Origin of the sequence: Roseivirga spongicola, assembly GCF_001592965.1 — a bacterium.
GTDB classification, from domain to species: domain Bacteria; phylum Bacteroidota; class Bacteroidia; order Cytophagales; family Cyclobacteriaceae; genus Roseivirga; species Roseivirga spongicola.
On sequence record NZ_LRPC01000028.1, the window covers coordinates 945,831 to 971,543 of the forward strand.

Here is a 25,713-nt window from a genome sequence, read left to right on the forward strand (position 1 = left end):
AAATTGACTTCTGTAAAGCTAGAGAAAACTTTTCTCTCATTTTACATGTTGCAACATACAAAGAAAGAATCATGAGCAATTCAATCATCCGAATAGAGCGGTTACAATTCCCCTGGCAAACCCAAGATCCTTTTCTATTTTGCGCATTTCATAACGACAAGTACCCTAAAGGAAATGGCCAATTAGGTCCAGTTACAGGCACCTCAGGTAGAACAATTGGTTCGGACTTTAGTGGAAAAGATGGTTGGAGTATGTATCATGGTGATACAGTGCCAGGCTTTCCTGCCCACCCTCATGTTGGCTTCGAAACCATTACAATTGCCGAAAGAGGATTGGTAGACCACTCAGATTCGTTGGGGGCTGCCGGAAGGTTTGGCAATGGAGATGTACAATGGATGACTGCCGGAAAGGGTGTTCAGCATTGCGAAATGTTTCCCCTTTTAAAAGATGATGAAGAAAACCCGCTATTACTCTTTCAGATTTGGCTCAACCTGCCGAAAGCCAGTAAAAAAGTAGATCCCTATTTTGGAATGCTCTGGCATGAAGATATCCCAATGTATCAACACGCTGACCATGCTGGACGAAAAACATCCGTAAAAGTAGTAGCCGGAGAATTAGGCGACATCAAGCGATACGCACCTGCCCCAGATTCATTTGCCGCCAAAGCTGAAAACCAAGTAGCCGTCTGGATGATAGAAATGGAACCAGAAGCTGAGTGGACAATACCAGCAGCCAACGCTGAAGCTAACAGAAGCCTATATTTATGGAGTGGAAATTCCGTAGAAATTGAAGGGGCCGAAGTACCCAACATGCATGTTGTAAAACTGAAAGCTAGCGAAGAAACCACTATTAATAATGGTGGGCAACCCGCCCAATTTTTAATGCTTCAAGGTAAATCCATCGGAGAACCAGTGGCCACCTATGGCCCATTTGTAATGAACTCCAATCAAGAGATTCAGGAAGTAATGATGGAGTATCAAAGAACAGAATTTGGTGGCTGGCCTTGGCCTTCGCATGCTAACACGCACGATCCTTCAAAAGGGAGGTTTGCCAAACATGCAGATGGCAGAGTTGAAGAAAAGGGTTGATTGGTAATTTGTTGATCAGATGATTTGGTAATTGTTGACTGTACTGTCTTGGCGAGACATATATTGAAAAAACTGAAATTAATCTGCCCTTTTGGTAGAGTGATTCAAAGAACAAAAGAGGCTGTCTCAAAAGCTAACTGTCATTACCGATTCCGCTCCTATAAATCGGGATAGAATCACTCTAAACTGGCTCTGTAGGCCGAAAGAGGTTCCAGTCAAGCTGGGAATGACGTAAATAGCAGCTTTTGAGACTGCCTCTTTTGACACTTAAAATTCCTTGTTTATAACTCTACAACTAAGCGATATAGGCCACCACCTTCTACACCAATATATAGATAACCATCGTTGCCCATCTCTACATTACGAACTCGCCCAATGCCTTCAGCAAACTTTTCTTCCTTCACTACTTTATTATCTTCAATAACCAGGCGAACTAAGTAGCTAAACTTCAATGAGCCTACTATTAAGTCACCATCCCAACCCGCGTACTGAGAGTTTTGAACAAAGGCCATTCCGCAAGGTGCAATAGAGGGCACCCAGTAAGTCACTGGCTGCTCCATGCCTGGTCTTGAGGTTGCATCGGTAATTGGTTTTCCACCATAGTTAACACCGTAAGTCACCACAGGCCAACCATAGTTAGCACCAGCCTTAATTAAATTTACTTCATCTCCTCCTTGCGGCCCATGCTCATGCTCCCAAATATCTCCAGTGTTAGGGTTAGTCGCTAAACCTTGTGGGTTTCTATGACCATATGAATAAACAGCCTCTTTGGCACCATCTTGTCCCACAAAGGGGTTATCTGCTGGTATTCTACCATCATCGTGAAGCCTGTAAATCTTTCCACCATCTCTGGTAATATCTTGCGGATTTTCATCTCTATTCCCTCTATCACCGATTGAAAAATAAACGTGGTTTTCTGAGTCAAAAGCAATTCGGCTTCCAAAGTGAGGAGAAGCAGTTGTATTAGGAGAACCTTTGTAAAGCACCTCGTGATTCTCGAAAGCTGTACCATTCCACTGGGCTCTACTGAGCGCAGTCATGGCTCCGTTGCCCTCTCCTTCGCCACTGGCATAGGTAAAATAAATCCAGCGGTTGGACTTGAAATTGGGATGAAGCTCAATATCTAACAAACCACCTTGGCCTTGCACCTTGCTTTCAGGTCCTCCGGCTACATCATTGTTAAGGATAGTACCGTTGTCTAGCAAAACAATCCTACCCTCTTTCTCAGTAACCAACATTTTGCCATCAGGTAAGAAAACCATTCCCCATGGGTTCTTCAATTCTCCATTGACCAGTTTAACTGTCATCTGACTGGCCAATACTGGCTCTGTAGGGTCGTTCGACTTATTGGCTGGTTCTGCAGCACATGAAAAAGCCAGAGTAATTAGCAGTAGAGTAAGAATATTTTTAATCATCATGATTGCAATTTTTAGTTTTGAACGAGAATGTCAACCTGTTTGGTTCTAAAAATTAGCAGAAACCCAAAAGCTGGTAGAGGGCTGCGGGTAGGTAAGCTGGCCTTTAGGCTGGGGGATTCGCCAGGTCGACAATTCCGCAAAATAAGCCCCACCCTTTATCCCTCTCCTCCCGAAGCCTCGGGAGAGAGGGACGGTACTGAAGTGCCAGCTTCGCCTGATGCCGTTTAGTCTTGCAGTGAGTAACATCTTCCCACTTGGGGGAAGACAGGAGATGGGGGCTCATGCACTAGACGTTGGAGATACCCGCCTACGCGGGAATGACGTCCAATTGGAACACCTTCTCAACAGCCTGAGCAGCTCTTCTTCCCTCTGCAATGGCCCAAACCACTAAGTTTTGGTGGAAATGGCCTCACCCTCTTATCCCGAAGCCTCGGGAGAGAGGGATTGCACTGACGTGCTAGCTTCGCCTAATGCTATTCAGTCTTGCAGTGAGTAACATCTTCCCACTTGGGGGAAGACAGGAGATGGGGGCTCATGCGCTAGACGTTGGAGATTCCCGCCTACGCGGGAATGACATCCATTTGAAACACCTTCTCCACCGCCTTAGCTGCTCTTCTTCCCTCTGCAATGGCCCAAACCACTAGGCTCTGGCCTCTGCGGCAGTCGCCTGCGGCAAAGATCATCGATTCACTGATCTGACCATTAAGTTTTGAAGTTTTGAAGTTCGAGGTTTTGAAGTTGCCACGAGGATCAAGCTCCAAACCAAACTGATTAGCCAAGCTATGTTCTGGGTTAGAGAATCCAATCGCCAAAAAGGCCATATCGCAGTCAATTACTTGTTCTGAGCCAGGGATTTCCTCGTATTGGAATTTGGCTTTATCTGTCCACTGAATTCTGACTGTCTCCACTCCTTTCAGCTGACCAGCCTCACCGATAAATCGTTTGGTGAGGATTGACCAGTCGCGGGCCACTCCTTCCTCATGTGAAGTAGAAGTGTTCAAAGTCATGGGCCATTCCGGCCATGGATTGGTTTCTGTTCTTGCAGAAGGTGGTTTGTCCATCAGCTCGATCTGGGTCACTTTGGTTGCTCCCTGACGATTACTGGTGCCTACACAGTCAGCTCCGGTATCTCCTCCACCAATGACGAGTATCTTCTTGCCTTTGGCATTCAGTTCGGGAGATAATTCATTGATTTTACCAGAAATCAGTCGGTTCTGATGCGTCAGGAACTTCATAGCAAAGTGTACACCGTTCAGTTCTCTTCCTTCAATCGGTAGATCGCGAGGCACGGTTGAGCCTACACAAAGCACTACAGCATCGTACTGTGCTTCCAGCTCCTGAGCCGTAATATCTTTACCTATCTCTACTCCACATTCAAAGTTGATTCCGGCTTGTTCCATCAGACTTACTCTTCTGGCAACCACCTCCTTGTTCAACTTAAAGTCAGGAATTCCAAGCCTTAAAAGTCCGCCTGGTGCTTCATCACGCTCAAAAACGGTGACCGCATGCCCTTGCTTTCTTAGCTCTTCCGCAGCAGCCAATCCTGCAGGTCCAGAACCTACTACAGCCACCGATTTTCCGCTTTCGAAATTCGGGGCTATTGGTTCTTCCCAACCTTCTATAAAGGCTCTTTCTGAGATTTCCTTCTCAATATGCTCGATGTTAACAGCCGCATTATTGATGCCCAAAACGCAACTAGCTTCGCACGGGGCAGGACAAATTCTTCCTGTAAACTCAGGGAAATTATTGGTACTTTTCAGCACTTCCCAGGCCTCCTTCCACTCACCGCGGTAAACGGCATCGTTGAAATCTGGAATCTTATTGCCTAGTGGGCATCCGTTGTGGCAGAATGGAATTCCGCAGTCCATACAGCGGGCTGCCTGCTCAGTATACTGAGTCTCAGCCCAAGATTCAACAAACTCTTCAAAGTGATGAACGCGCTCCTGCGGAGCCTGCATGCTCTTCTTATCCCTATCGTATTTCAAAAATCCTTGTACGTCTCCCATTATGCCATCACATTTTTAAAGTCTCTCTTTTTAGCCATCACACGCTTGTATTCAATCGGAATTACCTTCACGAAGCTCGTTTTGGCAATACCCCACTGGCTGAGCAACTCAATGGCTTTCACACTATTCGTATATCTGTGATGCTTCTCCATCATCATATGCAGGAAGTTGAAATCGTCCTCTTCAGGAAATTCCAGTTCCACTAAATCCATATTACATCTCGACTCAAAGTCGAAGTCAGCGGCATAGACATAGGCAATACCTCCCGACATTCCGGCTGCGAAGTTTTTGCCGGTTTCTCCCAGCACCACTACGCGGCCACCGGTCATGTACTCACAACCGTGATCTCCAACACCCTCCACAACGGCCTTGGCTCCCGAATTTCTCACGGCAAAGCGTTCTCCAGCCTGACCGTTGACGTAAAGTCTGCCTCGCGTTGCTCCATAGAGCGCCACGTTACCGATCAGCACGTTGTCTGCCGCCTTGCACTCACTTTCCGGATTCGGATAGATGACCAGTTTCCCGCCTGAAAGTCCCTTTCCAACATAGTCGTTTGCCTCTCCTTCCAGGTTGAAGGTGATTCCATGCGAAAGGAAGGCTCCGAAGCTTTGTCCCGCTGCACCCTGGAAATCCACAGTGATGGTTCCATCGGCCAATCCTTCCGGACCAAACTGCTCGGTGAATTTTCCGGCCAGCATAGCACCTGTAGTTCTATTTTCGTTATGAATAGCCTGCTCGAACCTTACCCTTTCCTGATGTTTGAAAGTCGGCTGAGCCAGCTTGATCAACTGATGATCCAGCACCTCTTTGGTTCTGGAAGGCTGTAGCTGCGTTTTCTGCTGTGACATGCCCTTTTCAGCAAATGGATTGTCCAGGATTCTGGTCAGATCTATTTCTCCGGCCTTTTCAGTGGCTTTTTCCTTGTTGAAGCTGAGTAAATCGGTTCTTCCAACCAACTCGTCTACCGTACTGATACCCAGTTCAGCCATAATGACTCTGAGTTCTTCGGCCAGCATGGTGAAGAAATTCACGATATGCTGAACCTCTCCGGTAAATAGCCTTCTCAACTCAGGTCTCTGCGTGGCTACACCCACAGGGCAGGTATTCAGGTGACACTTGCGCATCATAATACAACCTTCAACCACCAACACTGCGGTGGCAACACCCCATTCTTCTGCTCCTAGCATGGTAGCAATGGCAATGTCACGTGCTGTTTTAATCTGACCGTCAGTTTGTAGTTTTACACGATTTCTCAGACCATTTCTGAGCAGGGTCTGATGTGCTTCTGCTAGGCCAATTTCCCAAGGAATACCTGCATGTTGAATGGAGCTGATCGGTGATGCACCTGTTCCTCCATCGTGACCTGAAATCAGAATGTTGTCTGCATTGGCTTTCGCCACACCGGCAGCGATTGTGCCTACACCAGCTTCAGCCACCAGCTTTACATTGATTTCGGCCTTGGTATTTACATTCTTTAAGTCGAAGATCAGCTGAGCTAAATCTTCAATAGAATAGATATCGTGATGCGGTGGCGGTGAAATCAAGGTTACTCCCGGTGTGGAGTGCCTAATCCTGGCTATATTTTCATCCACCTTGAGTCCAGGCAATTGGCCTCCCTCTCCCGGTTTCGCACCTTGCGCCACTTTAATCTGGATTTCATCGGCATTGATCAAATAGTGAGTGGTTACACCAAAGCGTCCGCTCGCCACCTGTTTTATGGCTGAACGGGCTAGCAATCCATCGCTTCCCGGGGTAAATCTTACCGAATCTTCACCTCCTTCACCGCTGTTAGATTTTCCACCGATGAGGTTCATGGCCTTGGCGATAGTGGTGTGCGCTTCTTCGGAAATGGATCCGAATGACATGGCCCCAGTAGCAAAGCGCTTCATTATATTCGAAGCGGGTTCAACCTGATCCAATGGAATAGATTTGCCCTTCTTAAAGTCGAATAGGCTTCGGAGCGTAACATTTTCCTTTTCCTGATTATCAATCTCATTAGAATACTCTCTGAATAGATTCAGATCATTCAAACGGGTAGATTTCTGTAAGAGGTGAATGGTTTTTGGGTTGAAAAGGTGCTTCTCTCCTTCCGCTCTCCACTGATAGATTCCACCATCGGCCAGTCTCTTGGAAATAGTCCTCTCGTCATAAGCGAACTGATAATTCGATTTGATTTCCTTTTCAAGCCCATCGAAACTCTTGCCTGAAATACGGTTTGGTGTGCCTTTGAAGCAGAGTTTTACAATCTCATCGTTCAAACCAAGTATCTCGAAAATCTGCGCACTTTCATAAGATTGAAGTGTAGAGATCCCCATTTTGGAAAGGATCTTTCTCAAGCCATAGCCAATCGCCTTGATGTATTGATCGACAGCTTCTTCAGTCTGACCTTCTTCTGATAATGAATTAATGGTCTCAAAAGCCAAATATGGACAAATGGCTGATGCACCATAACCGATCAACGTAGCAAAATGATGAGTTTCCACCACATCTCCACCTTCAACGACCAAGCTCACTCTCGAGCGAATTCCCTGATCGATGAGGTAATGGTGAACCGCCCCCGTGATTAGCAAAGAAGGTATTGACAATTCACCTTTTTGAAGTCTATTGTTCAATACAAGAATGTTTACTCCACCTCTAACCAAATCTGCGGCCTTCTTAGAAAGGTCTTTAATGGCTTCTTTTAGATTGGTTTGGTTCGGATAATAGCTGGCCAAAAGCTCGGCAGTTCTGTAGTGCTCGTCTTTTAAGCCCTTCAAAGCCTGCAAAAGAGCAGGTTTCACAACAGGCTGATCGAGCAAAATCTTTCTTGAAGTTGGGTCATTATCTTCCAACAAGTTGTTCGACTGGCCAAGATAAACCGCTAGCGACATCACCGCCTTCTCGCGAATGGGATCTATGGCCGGATTACTTACCTGGGCAAAAAGCTGTCGGAAGTAATTTGAGATGTGCGCATTTCGTTTAGAAAACACTGCTAAAGCCGAATCATTGCCCATAGAACCGATCGGTTCTGAGCCCGTTTGGGTCATTGGCTTCAGGATATACTTGAGATCTTCCTTCGAATAACCGAAGGTCAATTGCTCCTTTAAAAGTTCGTCTGTTTTAAGTTCAAAGTTTAATGTCTTGTCTCTTGTAAGTTCAGACTCATGGGTGATGAGTTCATTGTTCCACCTCTGATAATCGTATTCCCGGCTCAGTCTCGACTTGATGGATTCGTCTTCTTCGAAGGTGTTTTCAACCAAATCTACCAGAATCATTTGTCCAGGTTTCAGTTTACCTCTTTTCAGCACTTGTGAAGGTTCAATCTCTACAATCCCGGTTTCTGAAGCGAATACAATTCTATCATCCTTAGTGATGGAATACCTTGTTGGGCGAAGGCCATTTCTGTCGATACAGGCTCCTACTTTGTTACCGTCAGTGAAACAAACTGCTGCTGGGCCATCCCATGGCTCAAGGAAGGTGGCGTGATAATCGTAAAAGGCTCTGAGTTCCTTGCTCAGGGTCATATTCTCCCTCCAGGCCGGAGGAATTAGCATGGCCATCACACGCTCAATTTCCCTTCCACCCATAATGAGCAGTTCTACGGCCATATCGAGGTTGGCAGAGTCAGAGAATTCAGCATTACAAATTGGCAGCAGCTGGTTGATTTCTTCTTTGGTAAAGTGAGTCGAAGAGAATAGCGCCTCCCTAGACCTCATTTTGTTGATGTTCCCCTTAATGGTGTTGATCTCTCCATTGTGGGCAATGTATCTGAAAGGTTGAGCCAGTCTCCACTCCGGAAGCGTATTGGTAGAGAACCTTGAGTGAATAATAGCGAAGGAAGATACCAGTCGCTCATCTTTCAGATCAGGGTAATATTCATCCAGTTGCCAGGTTCTTAATTCTCCTTTGTATATAATGGAGTGAATGGAGCATGAAGGCATGTAGAATTCCTTGGCAGAATCGAGCCCTTTGGCCTTGTACTCAGTGATTTTTCTAAAGAGATAAAGCTTTCTTTGAAGCTCTCGTCCGGTTGCTCCATAAGTAGATTTGATGAAATATTGTCTTACATAAGGCTCATTGCTCTTGGCGAACTCACCGATCTGCTCGCCTCTGGTTGGCACCCAGCGGGTCCAGAATGCTTCCAAATCAATCTGGCGCAAAACCGCTTTCAATATGCTTTCGAAAAGCGGAATATTTTGTTTTGGCAGAAAAACCATGGCCACGCCATAATCGCCTCTATCAGGCAATTCGATCTTTTTCTTTTGGGCAAGCTCTTTAAAATATGAGTGGGGAATCTGAATATGGATACCAGCGCCATCGCCTGTCTGGTCATCGGCAGCTACTCCTCCCCTGTGCTCCATGCGGTGAAGCATCTTCAGGGCATCGGCCACAATCTGATGAGAAGGCTGGTTTTTAATATTAGCGATGAAGCCAATTCCGCAAGCGTCTTTCTCGAATTCCTTATTATATAATCCTCTTGTCATTCTTATAATTAGTGTAGTGCGAGTTGGCAAACGTTTACATCGATTCTATACCCTATTGTAAAGTCAACCATTCTGAATTTATCTATTTTGGTTGGATCGAAAGAATGGAATTTTGAAAGAGATATGAATTTCAGCTTTGCATTTTAACGAATTAACTAACTGACAAACAACTACTTAAATTCAACAATTATCACATGTCCAAAACACCAAACGAGCAGCTACTTTTTGAGCTAATTCAGTCTATGACTAAGTCGGAAAAGAGAAGCTTTAAGCTTTATGCAAAGCGATCTGGAGGTAGTACTGAAACCAAATACATTAAGCTCTTTGATGTAATGGAAAGAATGGAGCTTTATAATGAAGAACTCATTTTAAAGAAATTACCAGACACCAGTAAAACACAGTTTGCCAACCTCAAATCTCACCTTTACTCTCAAATATTAGGAAGTTTGAGACTCTCTAACCTTAAGGATGATATTGATATTGAGTTGCGAGAACAGCTTGACTTTATTCGGGTACTTTATAAAAAGGGACTATACCAGCAAAGTTTACGACTGCTCAATCGCGCCAAAAATATTACAGGAGACTATAGAAAAGACCTTTTTCATCTTGCCTTATTAGATTATGAAAAACAAATACGATCACAACAAGTCTTCGACCTAGAAGAAGAGCAAGCCTATGATATAGATGTGCAAACTGATAAAGCCATGAAGCGCTTTATGAATGTACAGAAGTTCTTCACTTTAGCCACACGTTTAAAGGCTAGGTTTGTTCAACATGGAATGGTTAAATCTGAAAGGGAAATGAATAACCTAAAGGCCCTGTTTTATACTAATCTTCCCGATTTTAAGGAAGAAGAGCTGGCCTTCAATGAGAAATTCTATCTCTACAGAGCATATTATTGGTTTTCTTATTTGACATACGATTTTGATGATTGTGTGCACTACGCAGAAAAATGGGTAAACATTTTTCATGAAACAGGTCTGGATAAAAAGAGAAGAGCTGCCTATTTAAAAGGGTTAAACAGACTTTTACAATCGGCCTTTAGAGTAAATAACCTCACCAAATATGATGAATACTATCAAGCGCTTTCAAATTTTGAAGAAAAAGAAGGTGCAACACTAGCCAGCAATACGCAGGTTCTATTGGTCAAATATAAGGCCATTCAAACCTTCAACCATGTGTTCATGACTACCCAGTTTACCGAGAACCTAGAAAAGGTTCAGGAGGTAATGAAAAAGGTAGAAGCCAATAAAAAGTTCATAGACAAGCATAATTTGGTAGTCATCTATTACAAAGCATCTGTTTTCTACTTTGCTTCAGAAAGGCATAATGATGCTCGTTTCTACCTAAATAAACTACTTAATGACAGCGATAGACTCCGCAGCGACCTTAAAGGTTATGCTCGAATTCTCAGTATTCTTATAGATTACGACACTGGCGAAGAGCAGTATTTCGAGCAAAAACTGAAGGCCGCCTATGACTTTATAGTTTATGAAGAAAACCTAGGTAGAGTGCAGCAAGTATTTTTAGATTTTCTTGGCAAAATTGGGTCTATCTATCCTCAAGACCTCAAAAAGGGATTTATGAGCCTAAAAGCTGAAATAGAAAAAGTAAATGACGGTGATTTCTCCAGAAAGACCCTCCTCTACTTCGACTTAATGAGCTGGATAGATTCTAAAATTGAAGGAAGAAGTTTTGCAGAAATGGTTCGCGAAAAAGCTAGAGTACAGATGAGGTAAGGCTGTAACCTTTTTACGACTTTTGGAGTTCGATGAAGGGGCTCAGCAAAATTGGCTGAGTCCTCAGAACTCTTATATTTACTTTATGTCTGACGAACGAAAGGTTGTTCTTGTACTGCTCAGTATTGCTCTTTTCATTCTTATTCTTCACAGGCCTAAGCCAATCGAGGAGATTAATAAAGCCACTCAATTAGTTCTCAAGACTGAAAAAATCTATGTGGAGAACGTAGATGATATTTTGCATATAGACAGTGTTTTGGTAAAACCTGTATTGTATGACCATGTCTATTTTCTAGATGCCCTCCCCTATAAACAGGCCAAAGAAGAGTTTATCAACGTTATGCTCCCGGCCATTCTTATAGTAAAATGGCAATTGAATCAGGACCTGAAGAGACTTGAAGAAATTATGAAGGAAGGCATTCAAGATCAGGGAGATAGTATGCTCGTAGCCAACTGGGCCGAAGAATTCAAAACCGATGATTTAGCCACCCTCAAGCGTAGGCTTCTTACTCACCCAAATAGTATAGTTTTGGCACAAGCCGCTGTAGAGTCTGGCTGGGGTAAGTCTCGCTTTTTTATGGAAGCTAATAATGTTTTCGGGGTTTGGAGTTTCGATTCAGATGAACCTCGAATACCAGCCAGTATCAGCAGAGAAGAGTATCAGGTATATTTGAGAAAATACGACAACATAGCGGAGTCTGTTATGGATTACTTCAAAACCATAGCCAGAGTTCCTGCCTACACAAACTTCAGAAGAAAAAGAGCAGAAACTCAAAATATTCGGGAGCTTCTTCCTTATCTTGACAGATACTCAGAGCGTGGCGATGAATACGTAGCCCAACTTTTGGGTATGATTAGATACAATAACTTTCAGCAGTACGACAAATATCAGATCGACCCTGCCTATGTGGTTAAAAAATAAGTTTCTCTTTCTAGCACTTACGCTTTTATTAGCTCCCAGACTTTTAGCTCAAACCAGTTCTATTGCAACGTTTGTATATCACCGTTTTGGTGACGACCGTTTCCCAAGCACTAATATTAAGTTGGCGCAGTTTGAGGCACACCTCAAATACCTAAAGGATAACGATTATCAGGTAATTACTCTTTCTGAGGCTATTGAAAGAGTAAAAAAACGCAACCGCTTTCCAAAAACAGCTGTACTTACCGTAGATGATGGGTACAAAACATTCTATAAAAACGCCATTCCTTTGCTGAAAAAGTACGGATTTACTGCTACGCTTTTTGTAAATACAGAGACCGTTGGCGGAAGCGATTATATGGATTGGAATGAGATCACAGAAGTTCAGCAGGCAGGTATTGAAATTGGCAATCACTCTCACAGTCATGCATACTTTCTGAACGGAAATCATAATCAATTTTTAGAAGACCTTAAAACCAGTGAAGCTCAGTTTGAGGCCAACCTAGGTGAAAAACCAATTCTCTTTGCCTACCCTTATGGTGAATGGAATATTGAGATGGCCGAACATTTAAAAAACGAAGGCTATCTAGGCGCTGCTGCTCAAAATTCGGGACTTCTCTATAAAGAAATTCCGGTATTCCATTTACCTAGATTTCCAATGTCTGAAGCTTATGCCAAGCTAGAAGACTTTGTGGGCAAATTAAAAGCCCTGCCTATTGAGGTTACCAAATATGAACCCATCAGTAGTGGTTATATGGGAAGCGAAAGCCTGCCGAGATTAAATATGGAGTTTCAAGAATCTAACCTCAGGCTAGATCAGCTGCAGTGTTTTATACAAGGAGCTGAATGCAAAAAGTCAATGCAAGTGGTTAAAGATGGTGTAGTAAAACTAAATGTAAGGCCAGACCGCGACCTTAAAAGGCGCAGAACCCTCTTTACCATTACTGTACCTGACAATGAAGGCAAGTGGCACTGGTTCAGCTACTTGTGGGTTATCCCGTCTATTAAGGAATAGTAAAAATTGCTAAATTGAGTAAAACATTGCACGTGAAAAGGGCACTACTCTCAACCGTATTTCTAACTATTATCTTCATAGTTTCCACTAGTTCTTCACTAAGACCGTCCTTTCAGACCATAAATGATGTAGCATGGCTTATTGGCAAGTGGGAACGTACTAATGTAAAAGTGGGTACAAAAGCTTTTGAATATTGGGAAAAAGAATCTGAAAGCTCATTAAGGGGAATTGGGTTCAGCATGAGAGGCGCAGACACTACTTTTGTTGAAAAGCTAAAAATTGAACAAAGAGAAGGCACCTTGTACTATGTGGCCGATGTTCGGGAAAACACTGAGCCCATCTACTTTAAATTTACTAAACTTTCAGAGTACGGATTTATAAGCGAAAACCCTGAGCATGACTTCCCTAAAATGATTAGCTATGAATTAAGAGATGGCCAAATGACCGCCACAATCTCTGATGGTGGAGATAAGAAAGCGAGCTTCATTTTTAAGAAAATGGACTAGCCAGTGTTAAACTTCATGCCCTACCCTAGTTGAAGCGTCTCGCTTCGACTATTGCTAGCAACCGCTTTACCGCCAGTTTCAGAATTGTCCGCAAAACGCCTCAGCACCGATTTACCGCCAGTTTTGGTGTCTTCACCAAAACTATTCAGAACCTATTTACAAATGGAGTCAGTGGTCAGGCTGGGTAGATCCCTCGCTTCCTCGGGATGAGAAAAAGGCTATTAGAGGCTGACAGCCCTATGTAAATAATTAAAGTGAGTAGCTAGCCTTCAACAAGAAGGGAACTTAGCTACCAATCCAATCTCGTGTAGCATCTCGCTCAGACATCTGCTGAAAGGGATTCTGTGCATCTGTCTAGACTCACCCGAGTTCACCGTGTTAGAATCGAACCACTGGTCAGACCACTTGGAGTGGTCTGACCAGTCATACGAAATCTAGTTGAAGCATCTCGCTTCGACTTTTACTAGCAACTGCTTTGCCGTCAGTTTAAGAGTTGTCCGCAAAACTATTCACCACTCATTTACAAATGGAGTCAGTGGTCAGGCTCGGCAGATCCCTCGCTTCCTCGGGATGAGAAAAAAGTCTTTTGAAAGCTGCGATATGCCTTTACAGGGTACTGCTCGGTCTCCTAGACATCAAACTAAAAAGCACCTTCTGAACATCTATCGGTCTTGATTTTGAACAAAGAGCTCGAACTTAAAAGCTAGGCTACCGATCTTCAAGAAAAAATTTGAGCTAATTTTGAGTCAATGGAGTCGATTATTACAATAGTAGGTTTTCTAGGAGCAGGAAAGACCACCTTATTAAAGCACTTGGTAACCAAATCTATTGAGCAAGGATGGAATCCATTTGTTATTCTGAATGACTATGAAAATGCTAATCTAGATGTTCAGCAATTTTTAGAGCAAATAGACGCAAATTCGCTCCGAGCGCTTAGCGGAAGCTGTATTTGTTGTAGTGGAATTGGAGAACTTAGAAATTTTGTAAACGACATCCCCGAAAGAGAAAATGGCATCACATTTATTGAGGCTAATGGCACTTCTGACGCATGTTCTTTGATGGGATTTCTTGGTGTGGGACTAAATGACCGATATGAACCACCCATTCAGATATCTGTAGTAGATGCGAAGAACTGGCAAAATCGTGGTGAATTCAATGAGCTCGAATTAAACCAAATACAAGTCTCTTCACTAGTAATTCTAACCCATTTAGAGGGTATTTCTGAAGAACGAAAGTCATTTGTAATAAGAGATATTAAACGAGTTAACTCTTCTGCTGAAGTGACAAGCATGGAAGCATTTAACCTGACAATTCTTCCTAAACTGACACCTTCTACCAATAAGCCTCAACAATTAGATCATCTAAAAGCACATTGGTCATCTTGCTCAGTAGATTTACCGTATTTGCCCAATAGCTCCTGCATAAACGAGCTCTGCAAAAGATTGCCCGATAACATTCTACGTGTTAAAGGCTGTACCAAAGTTGGTGATGATGATAGCTACACATATTTCCAGCGTACACCAAGTGGAGAGGTTACAATGAAAGCCTTTTATGGAGAACCAACCACTGGCCCAAAACTTCTATGTGTTGGTCCTGGTAGTGATCCAAGTGTATTAGAGCAAGCTATAACGGAAAGCATTAACATAGCCAACGCCAAAACTGTTTAAATTCTTACTCTTAGGGTCTTAATTGTTTTTGCACTCTGCGCGCCTACGAACTTTTATAGAAGTAGTAAGAATTGCATGATTGGCCATTGGTAAGTTAGGCATTTGTAATTAGTGAAAAACTGGTAAGCTTGTGATGAGTTATTAGACAATGGCCGTAATTTGATCACTCTTCTTTGCCTCGACTTCAGGACAGAACGCTCTGCCAAATATATTCACTTCCCTTTCTTATGGCTGATTAAGGGGCAAGTCTAACAAAATGAACAATAAAAAAAGACCACTCCGATCGTCTATCGAAATGGTCTAGGTCAATGAATCTATGTATAGGACTTACTTGAAAAGTAAATCTCGTTGATGTCTAATTTTATTTTGCAATCACCCCGCATCCAATTCTTGGGCCGGCTGCTCCCGAAGGCTGAGAAGTGAAATCATCTGGGCCAGCATGAACAATTACTGCTTTGTTCAGAATATTAGTAGTAGAATCGCCTTCTATAGACCAACCTTCTACCTGCATATTAAAAGTTCCTGTGCTGTCTTCGCCAATTGTAATGTTGCCAATATCTCCTTTGTGAAATTCCTCATCTTCTAATCGATGTCCATGCTCTACACCTAGAGGATTCCAATGTCCTCCTGCAGACTTACCATCAGGGGCAGAACAATCTCCTGTTTCATGCAGGTGAACAGCGTGCTCTCCAGGGGCAATTCCTCTTAAAGCCACTGTCACATCTAGCGAACCATCGGCCACCTCTTTAAACGTCACCATGCCAGCCAAGTCGCTTCCACTTTTACTCATTATCTGAGTGGTTATGGTTTTGTCTTCCATGTTAGTTTTTGGTTGCGTTTGCTCCATTTCTAACTGGTCGACTTCTTCTGTTTTATCCTTTGTTTCAGAACAAGCGAAGATGGCCATCCCTATTCCTAGTGCAAGTGTTAAGTTTTTGGTTAAAATTTTCATGGCGATCAATTCAAATTTGGTTGCCAACCATATTGAAAAACCTATGCCAAGAAATGAAAAACAGCGTTTTAAGCCGAAAAACGAAGGTTGGACAATTCAAAACTTTGTCATTTTGAAAATAGGCTTGTCAAAATTGTAGAGCATAGTCGAGCATTACTTTAGAAACTAGCGTTGAATGGTCAAAAACAATAATGGCCAAAACGCGCTTGATATTTGTGAGTATAAAGGCACACTATAGCATCCGAACGCCATGAAACACATTATATATGCTTGGAAGGTACTGAAGACTGCTGTTCCGTCATTTTTAGCCGACCACTGCTTTAGATTCAGCGCAGCGCTTTCTTTTTATACCTTGTTCTCTATTGCTCCTCTCATTCTACTAGCCATTTACATAGCAGGAATATTTGCCGATGATGCCGTAGTGAGAGACCAGGTAACCACACAGTTTGAAAACTTAATAGGAACGCAAGGTGCGAGTGGAGTAAGAACTTTAATGGACACGTTGCATCGAGAAGATCAAAATACCTTTTCTCTAATAGCGGGTGCTGGAATTTTACTCTATTCTGCTACCAATATTTTTATTCAGGTGCAAACGTCTTTCAATGAGATATTTAAGGTAAAAGCTATAGAAGGTAAAAGTTTTAAGAAGTTAGTAATCGATAGGCTTATTTCATTAGGCATGGTATTGAGTCTTGGATTCATTATGATCATCTCGTTGATTGTAGACTCCATAGTGGTCACCTTTGTAGACTTTCTGAGCAATACTTTCGATGAACTGTCCGTAGCTATGGCCATGGTGGCACAATATGGACTTATTCTATTGCTTATTTATGGGGTTATTTACTCTCTCATCAGGTTTTTACCTGATGTAGTCATTCCTAAGAGGTTCATTTTTAAAGGAAGCCTCATTACTGCTCTGTTACTACTTGTAGGTAAATTCGGTATTGGCTGGTATATAGGAAACAGTAATTTCAGCAAACTTGGTGGTGCCTCTTCTGGAGTAATTATACTAATGCTCTGGGTGTATTACTCCTCTGTAATCCTGTTCTTTGGGGGTGAACTGATCAAAGCAATGGCGAAGGTCAGTGATGTGTATATCCGCTCGACTCGTTATGCCAAGCGGATTAAATATGTTGAGCTAAAGGATGAGTAGTTAGCTTATCTCTTAATCCTATCTGAATTAGTTGAAGGCTAGCTAAAACTCATCACTCAGTAATAAACACTGTTAGATTTTAGATTTACGATATTCGTTAAAAACGCATCCAACATCGTAAATCTAAAATTGGATATATCAATCCTCCCCTTCTTCAGGCAGACCGGCATCTAGCTCCAAAGCCTTGACGCTCTGCACAGCATTACCCGCAATTCCTTTGATAGATCCATACATATCTATGGTATTGGTAACCACCTTGTCAATTTGCTTCTCGCGCTGTTTCCAAATACGCTGCATAGAGTTCTTCTCTCGCTCTAAGTCGGACTTCATCTGTGAGAAACCTTCCACAATTGCTTCTACCTGCATGCGGAAAGTGTTACTTGTAAGGAAGTCGTATAACATGTGCATTTTGTCGCCTTTGCCTTCCTGAGAAATGGCCACTTTACTGAGTTGAATTACCGATTCTCTCAACACCGCACACAAGCCTTTGAACTCGCCAAAAGAACAAACCCAGACTCCATCTCTTAAGCCCATACGGTCCATATCGGATGGCATGGCCTCGGTAACAAGTACCCCGACATCGGCCTCCTTATCGCGCATATCAGCTTTAAACTTCTCTATCCATCCAGGCTGAAAATCTTTAGTCCGCTTACTCTCATAATAGATTTTTCCGCAGTTCTGGACTGTTCTGGTATTCACCACCTGAATACAGTCGGCACCACGAGCGCCTTTTTTAATTTCCTCAATAGTATCTAAAGGAAATTGAGTCGAAAGCCACTCTTCAATGGCCAACTCTTGCACCTCTCCTTGCAATTGCATAGAGCCTTGAGCCTGCTTTCGCTGCATTTCTTCCGTGAGCTTCTTCTGGTCTTCGAGCTTTTTTTCTAGCTCCTTCATTCGAAGCTCGTTCTTTTCGGCCTCAGATTTACTGATCTTCTCACGCTCCTGAATAAGCATTTCATTCAGTAGCTTTTGCGCCTTCAATTCAGCCTGTTCAGAAGCCTCTTCTTTTTCGCGCTTAAGCCTTTCAATCTCAACCTTAGATCTGTTGAGTTCTTTAACCTGCTCAGACTTTTCGTTCAACTCCTTCTGCAATGCCTCGAATTGTTCTGCTTGCTCTGTGGCCAGTTTAGACTTTAGCTTATCTTCTAGCAGCTTCTTCTCATGAGCCATTTGCTTTTCCAACCTATCTTGAAAAAGCTCGTTTTCACGCTTCTTCTTTTCTTCAAAGTCAGCTTGCGCTTTGGCCAACACTTCCTGTTCGGCCTTGAATTTCTGTTGAGCTGTGTTCAATTCAGCCTGATATTTTTGCTTGATTTCCTCCTCTAGCTGATGTGAGAGAATATCCTGTACATCTATTGCGGTGCCACAATTCGGGCAATTGATTTGATTGTTGTTTGACATGCTGAACAAATTTATTCAATGGAGAAGAAAAATCCTCTCTGCGACACATTTCCTTATCACTTCCTAAAATAATATCCTCAGTGGACTCCAAACCTAGGAAAGCATCTATTCAAGCCCACCTAAGCTTATAAGGTAGTGCGGGTCTCTAGAATAATAAACCACAAAAACACATATATTCGTCCTTGAAAACCCAATAACATGACTTTCCAGAAAATCACTATCGAAGCAACTATTAGTTCGGACCTTCAAACTGCATGGGATAGCTACACTCAGCCGAAACACATCACACAATGGAACTTTGCAGATGATAGTTGGCATTGTCCATCAGCTGAAAACGACCTTCAAAAGGGTGGTAAATTAAAGTCTAGAATGGAAGCAAAAGACGGTAGTTTTAGATTCGACTTTGAGGGTATTTATGATGTAGTTGAAGAAAAGAGAAGATTGGTTTACCATTTGGAAGACGGCCGATCTGTAGAAACCACATTTAAAGAAGAAGGAGATTCCATTTTAGTGATTACCACCTTCGATGCCGAAACAGAAAACCCAATTGAAATGCAAAAAGGCGGCTGGCAAGCCATACTCAACAACTACAAAAAGCACACAAAAAGCATAAAATCTTGATAGAGTAAAAAGAAAAGCCACGCCTAAAAGGGAATGGCTTTTTCTATCTAATTTTTAAGCTTTTCAATTAGACGTTGATTGAGTCTGACAAAGTCTTGATTTCCTGCCTCGTCAGATAACTTCATTGACCTTTGGGCTGCAACAATGGCTTCTTCTGCCCTTCCTAAATCAGATAAAATTAAAGCCTCTCGATGTACTTGAAAGAAAAGCGCAGTCTTATTACTAGTGACTTTCTGAATATACTCTAGTGCCTTTTTTAGGTCTATTCCTCTTTCATGCATAAAAAGCGCAGCCTGAAAATAATCGTTGTTACTAGGCCCTTTCATTACCCGCTCAATCTGGCTCATCACACGAGTATCTATCTCCACTTCCATTGGTAGAGTAGCTTGTAAATTGCCCCAATGCAAAACTAGATTTGCAGTATTAAGCATCACATTCTCCAAGGAAATACTGAAGGTTTCTTTGAAGCCCACGGTCTCATTTACATCGGCTAGCACTGTTAAAACTGGAGATTTAGTCACATAACTTAACCCGTTTTGACTGTCATAAGGATAGAATTGCAGTTCCCATCGGTCCGATAATGGAATTGCTAAAAGGGCATATTCTCCCTTAGCCAAAACCTTATTCCTCACATTGAAATCATCTGATAAAATGATTTTTGTGGCAGAATTGGCACCTGCTCTCCAGGCTTCACCAAAAGGTACAATACCACCTTCACCAAATACTTTTCTACCTCTGGCACTGGGCCTAAAATAATTTACCTCAATGGTACTCATTCCGATAGACTGTTTTACAGCAGCATAAGGACTAACGTTTGGCACCCTAAGTTGAGCCATAGAGGTTCCGCAAAGTGCCACCAATAATGGTAGCACCATCAATAATTTTCTAAACATAATTGTGTTACTTAAGAAGTTTGATTTTTGAAGTATTCTGAGGGAGATTTCCCCATAAGATTTTTAAAGGACTTGTTGAATGTGGTTTTTGAGTTGAACCCTGCCTCTTGAGCTAAACCAAACATTGTCAGGTTTTTATACTTCTCTGATTTAGCTAATTCCACAAATTCTTTCACTCTGTAGTAGTTCACATATTCGAAAAAATTCATCCCGATACGTTCGTTGAGTAATCTAGCTACTTCAGGGCTACTGACCTCCAACATTTCAGCCAATTCAGCTTTAAGTAGCTTTGCATTGAGGTAAGGCTTCTTTTCTACCATTAGCTCCTTCAACCTTAGCTCCAGCTGTTCTAAATCGGAATGCGAAAGTCTAGAATTCGAGTATTTTTTGACCTTGCTTAACTCTGTTACTTTGAATAATTCGGGCGATCTCAACACGTAGAAGGCTATAAACAAAATGATCAGTGCTAGGCTCATCCAAACCGTTTGCCAGGCCAATTTATTGAGCAACTGTATGCCCACTAGACTCAACAAATACATGGTAAACCAACAGAGTAGACAACCACCAACAGCGATTAAAAAGTTATTAAAAAAGCGCGATTGCACTACATAGCTAATCTCAGACTCAAGCTTTGTTTTAAACTTTCGAAAAAGCCGTACCGACCGATACCAGTAGGTTACATTGTAGACTAAACCCACACCCACAAAAAGCATCACATTCCTCAATTGCTCACCAGAGTCTGTTCTTGCTTGCAACTCCTCGTCAGATGGCCAAATGAAAAACATCACTACGAAGGCATTGTACACTACCGCAGGTAAGTAATGATATAGGTTCTGAGTTTTAAACCGCTCTCCATACAGTGAAGACTTAGTAAAAAGATACACCGTTGGGCCGAACATTAGCGTAGCAAACTCAGAGAAAACCACCCATCTATAATTGTTTTCCACAATACCTGAGAGATAAGCTACCCTACTGCTTAAGCCTACCGTGAGAATGATTATGAAAAAGACGATGTAGCCGTTAACATTTTCTCTGTTTTTTGGAGAAACTAAGTAAACAAACAATAGAAAGAGACTCTGAAGAAAGCCGAAATAAACAAGTTGGTTGAGGAATACCTGCATGGTTTATTAGTTGATAGCCATCTGATTGACGTGCTTCACTCCTTCGTGATTCATTTTTAAGTTGAGGCGGTGAAAGCGTTCAAATGATTCTTGGCTGTCCCATTCTGTAATTATAAATAGATCGGGCTGATAAAAATAACCCAACGGAGATATTCCTTCCTCCATTAATAAACTCACTGTTCCACCAGAACTTTCTGCTTGTTGCAACCACTGTTCTTTGAACTGTTTAAAAGGCTTGGCTTTTTCAGACCAATAAGCAGTAAGCACCTTGAATTTTTCTTTGTGCACAACGAAGTTGACCTCGGCTGACATTTCGTAGTAAGTGAGCCCAAAAGACGACCAAATGTTGCGTCTTCTCTGATGAAAGTCTGCCACCTCTCCTTCAATATCGTTCAAGAAAGCCTCTCTTTTATCGATGTCGTCCCATTTAGCTAGAATTAAGAGTTCTGGCTGATAATTTCCTTGTAAGTTTTCATTTACTCTAAACGAAGCAACTGGCTTATAACTTAAGGCTTCTCCTACAGGAACAGCCGTTTTCATATAGTCATTAAATAGCTCTTTTGTCCCAGGCTTTTGTGTGAGGAAAAGAAGATCAAGAACTTCTCCTTCCTTAAACCTATAAACTACTGAATCTGACTGAGCCATTGTTAAGCTACTTTGCAAACACAGAGTGAATAGCCAACTTAAAAGGCATACTATTCTGATTGCCCTGTTTTTCTTTAAATTTTTCATGCTGCCAATTTATTTGTCACTCCCATTCGGCAGAAGCAAAAAGGGCCTAGAGAGGTACGCATTCCGTATCGGTACCAAAAACGGACTGAAATTGTGGGTAAGTTTTTGAAAGATAGAGCTCCCCTCTGGTCTTAGCGTCTCGCTGAGACCCACGCCCAACCTATAAGTCTTAGCGAGATGCTAAGACTAGGGTTAAAGCCCCATCCTTACATCCCTCCCTCCCGATGCCTCGGAAGAGAAGGAATCTCTGTAGGCAAGAATTAAAAAACTTCCAAATTCAAGTACTCTTTAGCCACATTCATAAATTCCATACCCATAGAAAATTCACTATCTTTCATCTCAATAAATTATCCACTTTAAAACACACACATAATGGACTTAAACAAAGTCAAAAGCGTGGCTATATATCCTAGCATTGGTATAGCGCGTGTAGGCAACAGCCCGAACGAATACTTCATTGGCCCTACAGTTCCTGGGGTAACAGCTCAAGACCCTGACGATTTCCGCGATGCTCAAGGCCGAATTAAAAGGCAGGCCGCACAGTTCCGTATTTTCGGTCTAGATGACAAAGGAAATGTTCTAGGCGAACTCAACGAGAGTCATGGCGTGGCAATTGACTGGAAGGTTGATGTGGCCAATAAAAAAGCGGCTTGGTATCAGTTCGATATTGCATTGGATATTCCTGCTGCGGAAGGCTACTATGACGTTAACGGAAATGCACAAAACCCAAGAGGGTTACCCACCCTTTGTCAAAAGCGAAACCTCTATTATGATGGCTCAAGAAAAGAGCTAATGATTGAGGCTACTGCCAGAAGAATCAGCGGAAAAAACACTAATCAGAAAGGCACGGGAAAAGGATATATTTTCGAAGGACAAATCGGTAAGAAACAGACAGATGTTTACCTTGGCGAGGTAAGAACCGATGAAGAAGGTAGACTTCTTTTTCTAGGTGGAAGAGGCCATTCTGCAAGCTTTGAAGATAAACCCTTAACCACATTCGCTAATAATGAAGGCTGGCACGATGATACTTCTGACGGACCAGTAGATGCGTCTGTAAGCTGGGGCGAAGGAAAAAATAAGGTAACAATGGAGGCCACTGGAGCTTGGGTGGTTGTAGCTCCACCAAACTACGCAGTAGGTGTTCAAGCGTTTACCACGGGCTACGAGCTATTGCAAGATGTTCAGTACAGAAATGGAACACACAAACCGAACAAAACAAGCTTTTATAAAAACGTTTACCCTACCCTTCAACACCTCACCCAAAATCAATGGGTAAATGCTGGAGTAAGCAGAGAATTTGGCTGGGGAAGTGCCTACGAGTTCGACAATGAGGCATTACTCAAAAAACTGAATGACAAAAGCGAGAAAAACCGACCATTCCGCCAAACTATTTTGGAGTGTTTCAGAGACCCAACTTACACCGAAATGCAAGCTGAAGCATGGCCTCCACTGTATGGCGATGCCGTTACTTTCAACATGAACTCTACCGACCCAAGAAACTGGTATGCGGTTACTGAACTTCAGTACTTACACCTGAAAAATTGGGCTTTGGGAGACTTCGATGAAGACCAACCAATTCAGCCTAAAAAATGGGACGATATGTCGCCCGAAGAACAAGCGAACGGACTAACAGAAGCTGCTTTAGAAGAAACCCTAGGTGGACCTTTTCACCCAGGTTGCGAGTTCACTTGGCCAATGCGTAATGCCATAATGTTCGATGACAAAGACCCTTGGCGAATCAAAAGGAGAAAGAACGTAAAAGATGATTTTGGTGTAGCACTTGACTCTTCAATTGCTTTGGGAGAAGGTGGCCCACTAGATGGAAGCTCTCCTGGAGACATCACCCGATGGATGGCCGTACCGTGGCAATCGGATACTTCTAGCTGTCTTTCTGCTTACAGGGCATATGCCGGTGAATACCTGCCCACGTTTTGGCCAGCTAGAGTACCGAACGATGTGCTCACCGAAAAGGATTATGAAACCATTCAGAATCCGAAAACTCCAAAAGAGAAGAAGATCAAGGCTTTCAGCCCTTCGAGCAGACGCAAGTGGTTGCGTGGTTATATCTTCACAGAAGACGGTCAGTTTATTGGCGGAAACTCCATTAGCGAACGCATGAAAGGAGTAACTAAATTCACCGAAGAATGGTACAAAATCGGAATCATTCTGAAGAAGCCATTGAAGAGCGACACCGATTTATTCCCAAAAGAAGTGTGGGTAGAAAGTGGTAGAAGCATTGATGAAGACCAGAAAAGAGGACTTCTGAAATCTTCTCAAGTGGAGTCTACCAAACGCCCTGATTGGGTCGATGTTAACCCTCGTAAACTGAGATAAACCTCTATGAACCAGAAAATTCTGGTATTAGGTGCTGGTACTGCTGGTTGTGCAGCGTCCATTTTTCTACGACAGTTGGGTTTTGAAGTAACCTTGGTAGAAAGACAGTCGCAAGCTAGCAGTACTGGCACTTTTAAAATTGGTGAGAGCCTCTCTCCCGATGCCTCTAAGTTACTTCAACAACTCAATGTTTGGGAAAGCTTCTGCCAAGCTTCTCATCTCAAATGCTATGGAAATGTAAGCTACTGGCATAGCAAAACGCCAACGCATCACGATTTCCTCCAGCACCCACTAGGACATGGTTGGCATTTGGACCGTTTGGCCTTCGACCAAATGCTACTCAACAAAGCAACCGATCTGGGTGCACAGTTGCTTACCGAAACACGCATAACATCTATACGCTTTGAAAATGAGCAATGGAAGGTTGAATTGAACAATCCGCAAGGTAGCCATAGCACTAAGGCCGATTTTATGATAGATGCTACTGGCAGAAATAGCTGGCTAGCTAGACAAATGGGTATTGACCGACTATATGAGGCTGAACAGCTTGCCCTAGTGGCTTTTCTCAACATAGCAGAAGATTTTGAAGACAGCAGAACCCTAGTGGAAACCGAAGGCGCTGGCTGGTGGTACGCGGCTCCTATACCTGGCAACAGAATGGTGACGACATATTTTTATCCACCCGAGCGCATAAAGCTCCCCACTCAGCCTACGGCAGAAGAATGGCAAAAACTTCTAGAACAGAGCCCACAAACCACCAAGAGAATTGCCCAAGCCCAAGGCGAATTAATAGCCGACTGTCAGACTGTAGCGGCTCACAGTAGTATTTTGGAAGTGCTATATGGTTCTGGCTGGGTAGCCATTGGCGATGCCGCCCTCACCTACGATCCCATTTCAGCCCACGGTATAACCATGGCTATGGCCACAGCCAGAGATGCTGCCAACGCTATACTTTCCTACTTCAAAGGAAATACCGAAGCACTGAATGCTTATGAATCTGTTCTATGGGCAGCTTTTCAGCGATATGCTGAGGATAGACAAGGTTTTGTAGTTAAAGATTAAAGCTGACGGTCCAGACTCTAGTTTTCTTAAGGGAGATTAGTACTAATCTTGACTTATAACCTTCAAAGAACAATGTATCTACAGCAGCATAAAGCCATTGATTAGTCCTTATTCACTCAAGGAGGGCGGAGATCCAATCCCGACAATCTTCGGGACGTGACCATCGACTGATAAAGCACTTAAAAATAAACACCGCAACCTCGATGGTTTTGATGTTGGTCGCGTTTCCTTTTGTTACTTTTCTTTTGGAGAATCAAAAGAAAAGTAAGTCATCAAGTTGCACCAGATAAGACTTGATTCCCCACCATAATTGATTCAAAACGCTGACCCAAAAGTATAGGCGATCAATCGATGAAGACACCGATTGTGGCAGCTGAGAAGCTCAACCCTATTGGTCAGACCACTTCGAGTGGTCTGACCAATGAGCTCACCCTTTTCAATACTTGGCACCGAAAACTGCCACTATAACGCGTCATTCAGAAGCCTACCTGCTGCGGACAGGGAGAATCATCTTGATGTATATCAATGAAGAATCCGCTCAGGCACCCTTCTTGTCAATAATCACACACCGCCAGTCTTGGTCTCCCCACCATGACGGTTTCCAGACATTAAACCCGCAA

General features: G+C 42.8%; 18 protein-coding genes. 10 read left to right on the top strand and 8 right to left on the bottom strand.

The features are described 5' to 3' along the window. Nucleotides 1-71 precede the first annotated feature (71 nt). Nucleotides 72-1,088 carry a pirin family protein gene (locus AWW68_RS15950; RefSeq protein ID WP_068224218.1) on the top strand — a complete coding sequence of 339 codons (1,017 nt, stop codon included), beginning with the start codon at nt 72-74 and terminating at the stop codon, nt 1,086-1,088. Between the two features lie 281 nt (nt 1,089-1,369). On the opposite strand, the gene AWW68_RS15955 is transcribed toward AWW68_RS15950, so the two are convergent. The 3 genes from AWW68_RS15955 to gltB all read right to left on the bottom strand — a co-directional run bounded on the left by AWW68_RS15955 (nt 1,370) and on the right by gltB (nt 8,975). Continuing rightward, nucleotides 1,370-2,506, bottom strand: coding sequence for a PQQ-dependent sugar dehydrogenase (locus AWW68_RS15955; RefSeq protein ID WP_245660257.1), 1,137 nt, complete (start codon nt 2,504-2,506; stop codon nt 1,370-1,372). A gap of 560 nt (nt 2,507-3,066) precedes the next feature. After that, a complete protein-coding gene (locus AWW68_RS15965; protein WP_068223161.1) occupies nt 3,067-4,512 on the bottom strand; it encodes a glutamate synthase subunit beta in 1,446 nt (481 codons plus the stop codon). Continuing rightward, complete coding sequence (gene gltB / locus AWW68_RS15970; RefSeq protein ID WP_068223165.1) at nt 4,512-8,975, bottom strand: glutamate synthase large subunit; 4,464 nt, start codon at nt 8,973-8,975, stop codon at nt 4,512-4,514. The genes AWW68_RS15965 and gltB overlap by 1 nt, the downstream gene beginning before the upstream one ends. A gap of 194 nt (nt 8,976-9,169) precedes the next feature. On the opposite strand from gltB, the gene AWW68_RS15975 reads away from it, so the two are divergent. The 5 genes from AWW68_RS15975 to AWW68_RS15995 all read left to right on the top strand — a co-directional run bounded on the left by AWW68_RS15975 (nt 9,170) and on the right by AWW68_RS15995 (nt 14,821). Beyond that, nucleotides 9,170-10,714, top strand: coding sequence for a hypothetical protein (locus AWW68_RS15975; protein ID WP_068223168.1), 1,545 nt, complete (start codon nt 9,170-9,172; stop codon nt 10,712-10,714). 85 nt (nt 10,715-10,799) lie between these two features. Further along, entirely contained in the window at nt 10,800-11,636 is an 837-nt protein-coding gene (locus AWW68_RS15980) for a glucosaminidase domain-containing protein (RefSeq protein ID WP_157717680.1), read from the top strand. Beyond that, nucleotides 11,620-12,648: a polysaccharide deacetylase family protein gene (locus AWW68_RS15985; RefSeq protein ID WP_068223170.1), complete on the top strand. Its 1,029-nt coding sequence runs from the start codon at nt 11,620-11,622 to the stop codon at nt 12,646-12,648. Before AWW68_RS15980 ends, AWW68_RS15985 begins: the two co-directional genes overlap by 17 nt. A gap of 32 nt (nt 12,649-12,680) precedes the next feature. After that, nucleotides 12,681-13,154: a DUF6265 family protein gene (locus AWW68_RS15990; protein ID WP_068223171.1), complete on the top strand. Its 474-nt coding sequence runs from the start codon at nt 12,681-12,683 to the stop codon at nt 13,152-13,154. 749 nt (nt 13,155-13,903) lie between these two features. Beyond that, nucleotides 13,904-14,821 (top strand): GTP-binding protein, encoded by a 918-nt coding sequence (locus tag AWW68_RS15995; protein ID WP_068223174.1) that lies wholly within the window; start codon nt 13,904-13,906, stop codon nt 14,819-14,821. 361 nt (nt 14,822-15,182) lie between these two features. Here the strand turns inward: AWW68_RS15995 and AWW68_RS16000 are convergent, their stop codons facing one another. Further along, nucleotides 15,183-15,773 carry a superoxide dismutase family protein gene (locus AWW68_RS16000; RefSeq protein WP_068223177.1) on the bottom strand — a complete coding sequence of 197 codons (591 nt, stop codon included), beginning with the start codon at nt 15,771-15,773 and terminating at the stop codon, nt 15,183-15,185. Nucleotides 15,774-16,023: 250 nt separating this feature from the next. On the opposite strand from AWW68_RS16000, the gene AWW68_RS16005 reads away from it, so the two are divergent. Next, nucleotides 16,024-16,926, top strand: a complete 903-nt coding sequence (locus AWW68_RS16005; RefSeq protein WP_068223180.1) for a YihY/virulence factor BrkB family protein — start codon at nt 16,024-16,026, stop codon at nt 16,924-16,926. A 138-nt stretch (nt 16,927-17,064) separates the two neighbouring features. Here the strand turns inward: AWW68_RS16005 and AWW68_RS16010 are convergent, their stop codons facing one another. Beyond that, complete coding sequence (locus AWW68_RS16010) at nt 17,065-18,330, bottom strand: DUF2130 domain-containing protein (protein WP_068223183.1); 1,266 nt, start codon at nt 18,328-18,330, stop codon at nt 17,065-17,067. Between the two features lie 198 nt (nt 18,331-18,528). Between AWW68_RS16010 and AWW68_RS16015 the strand changes: the two genes are divergently transcribed. Then, nucleotides 18,529-18,951 (top strand): SRPBCC family protein, encoded by a 423-nt coding sequence (locus AWW68_RS16015; RefSeq protein WP_068223186.1) that lies wholly within the window; start codon nt 18,529-18,531, stop codon nt 18,949-18,951. Between the two features lie 47 nt (nt 18,952-18,998). Here AWW68_RS16015 and AWW68_RS16020 read toward each other — a convergent pair whose 3' ends face one another. Genes AWW68_RS16020 through AWW68_RS16030 form a run of 3 tightly spaced genes read right to left on the bottom strand, consistent with a single transcriptional unit; the run spans nt 18,999 to nt 21,610 of the window. After that, entirely contained in the window at nt 18,999-19,844 is an 846-nt protein-coding gene (locus tag AWW68_RS16020; RefSeq protein WP_084375719.1) for a DUF2911 domain-containing protein, read from the bottom strand. Between the two features lie 11 nt (nt 19,845-19,855). Next, entirely contained in the window at nt 19,856-20,965 is a 1,110-nt protein-coding gene (locus AWW68_RS16025; protein ID WP_068223191.1) for a helix-turn-helix domain-containing protein, read from the bottom strand. Nucleotides 20,966-20,971: 6 nt separating this feature from the next. Further along, on the bottom strand, nt 20,972-21,610 hold the full coding sequence (locus tag AWW68_RS16030; protein WP_068223193.1) for a hypothetical protein: 639 nt from the start codon (nt 21,608-21,610) through the stop codon (nt 20,972-20,974). Between the two features lie 459 nt (nt 21,611-22,069). Between AWW68_RS16030 and AWW68_RS16035 the strand changes: the two genes are divergently transcribed. Next, complete coding sequence (locus AWW68_RS16035) at nt 22,070-24,031, top strand: LodA/GoxA family CTQ-dependent oxidase (RefSeq protein ID WP_068223195.1); 1,962 nt, start codon at nt 22,070-22,072, stop codon at nt 24,029-24,031. Nucleotides 24,032-24,037: 6 nt separating this feature from the next. Next, a complete protein-coding gene (locus tag AWW68_RS16040; protein ID WP_068223198.1) occupies nt 24,038-25,093 on the top strand; it encodes an NAD(P)/FAD-dependent oxidoreductase in 1,056 nt (351 codons plus the stop codon). Nucleotides 25,094-25,713: the final 620 nt, after the last annotated feature.

Coding starts and splice junctions, on each gene's coding strand:
- AWW68_RS15950 (WP_068224218.1), top strand. CDS start 72: ATGAGCAATTCAATCATCCGAATAGAGCGGTTACAATTCCCCTGGCAA.
- AWW68_RS15955 (WP_245660257.1), bottom strand. CDS start 2,506: ATGATGATTAAAAATATTCTTACTCTACTGCTAATTACTCTGGCTTTT.
- AWW68_RS15965 (WP_068223161.1), bottom strand. CDS start 4,512: ATGGGAGACGTACAAGGATTTTTGAAATACGATAGGGATAAGAAGAGC.
- gltB (WP_068223165.1), bottom strand. CDS start 8,975: ATGACAAGAGGATTATATAATAAGGAATTCGAGAAAGACGCTTGCGGA.
- AWW68_RS15975 (WP_068223168.1), top strand. CDS start 9,170: ATGTCCAAAACACCAAACGAGCAGCTACTTTTTGAGCTAATTCAGTCT.
- AWW68_RS15980 (WP_157717680.1), top strand. CDS start 10,800: ATGTCTGACGAACGAAAGGTTGTTCTTGTACTGCTCAGTATTGCTCTT.
- AWW68_RS15985 (WP_068223170.1), top strand. CDS start 11,620: ATGTGGTTAAAAAATAAGTTTCTCTTTCTAGCACTTACGCTTTTATTA.
- AWW68_RS15995 (WP_068223174.1), top strand. CDS start 13,904: ATGGAGTCGATTATTACAATAGTAGGTTTTCTAGGAGCAGGAAAGACC.
- AWW68_RS16000 (WP_068223177.1), bottom strand. CDS start 15,773: ATGAAAATTTTAACCAAAAACTTAACACTTGCACTAGGAATAGGGATG.
- AWW68_RS16005 (WP_068223180.1), top strand. CDS start 16,024: ATGAAACACATTATATATGCTTGGAAGGTACTGAAGACTGCTGTTCCG.
- AWW68_RS16010 (WP_068223183.1), bottom strand. CDS start 18,330: ATGTCAAACAACAATCAAATCAATTGCCCGAATTGTGGCACCGCAATA.
- AWW68_RS16015 (WP_068223186.1), top strand. CDS start 18,529: ATGACTTTCCAGAAAATCACTATCGAAGCAACTATTAGTTCGGACCTT.
- AWW68_RS16020 (WP_084375719.1), bottom strand. CDS start 19,844: ATGTTTAGAAAATTATTGATGGTGCTACCATTATTGGTGGCACTTTGC.
- AWW68_RS16025 (WP_068223191.1), bottom strand. CDS start 20,965: ATGCAGGTATTCCTCAACCAACTTGTTTATTTCGGCTTTCTTCAGAGT.
- AWW68_RS16030 (WP_068223193.1), bottom strand. CDS start 21,610: ATGGCTCAGTCAGATTCAGTAGTTTATAGGTTTAAGGAAGGAGAAGTT.
- AWW68_RS16035 (WP_068223195.1), top strand. CDS start 22,070: ATGGACTTAAACAAAGTCAAAAGCGTGGCTATATATCCTAGCATTGGT.
- AWW68_RS16040 (WP_068223198.1), top strand. CDS start 24,038: ATGAACCAGAAAATTCTGGTATTAGGTGCTGGTACTGCTGGTTGTGCA.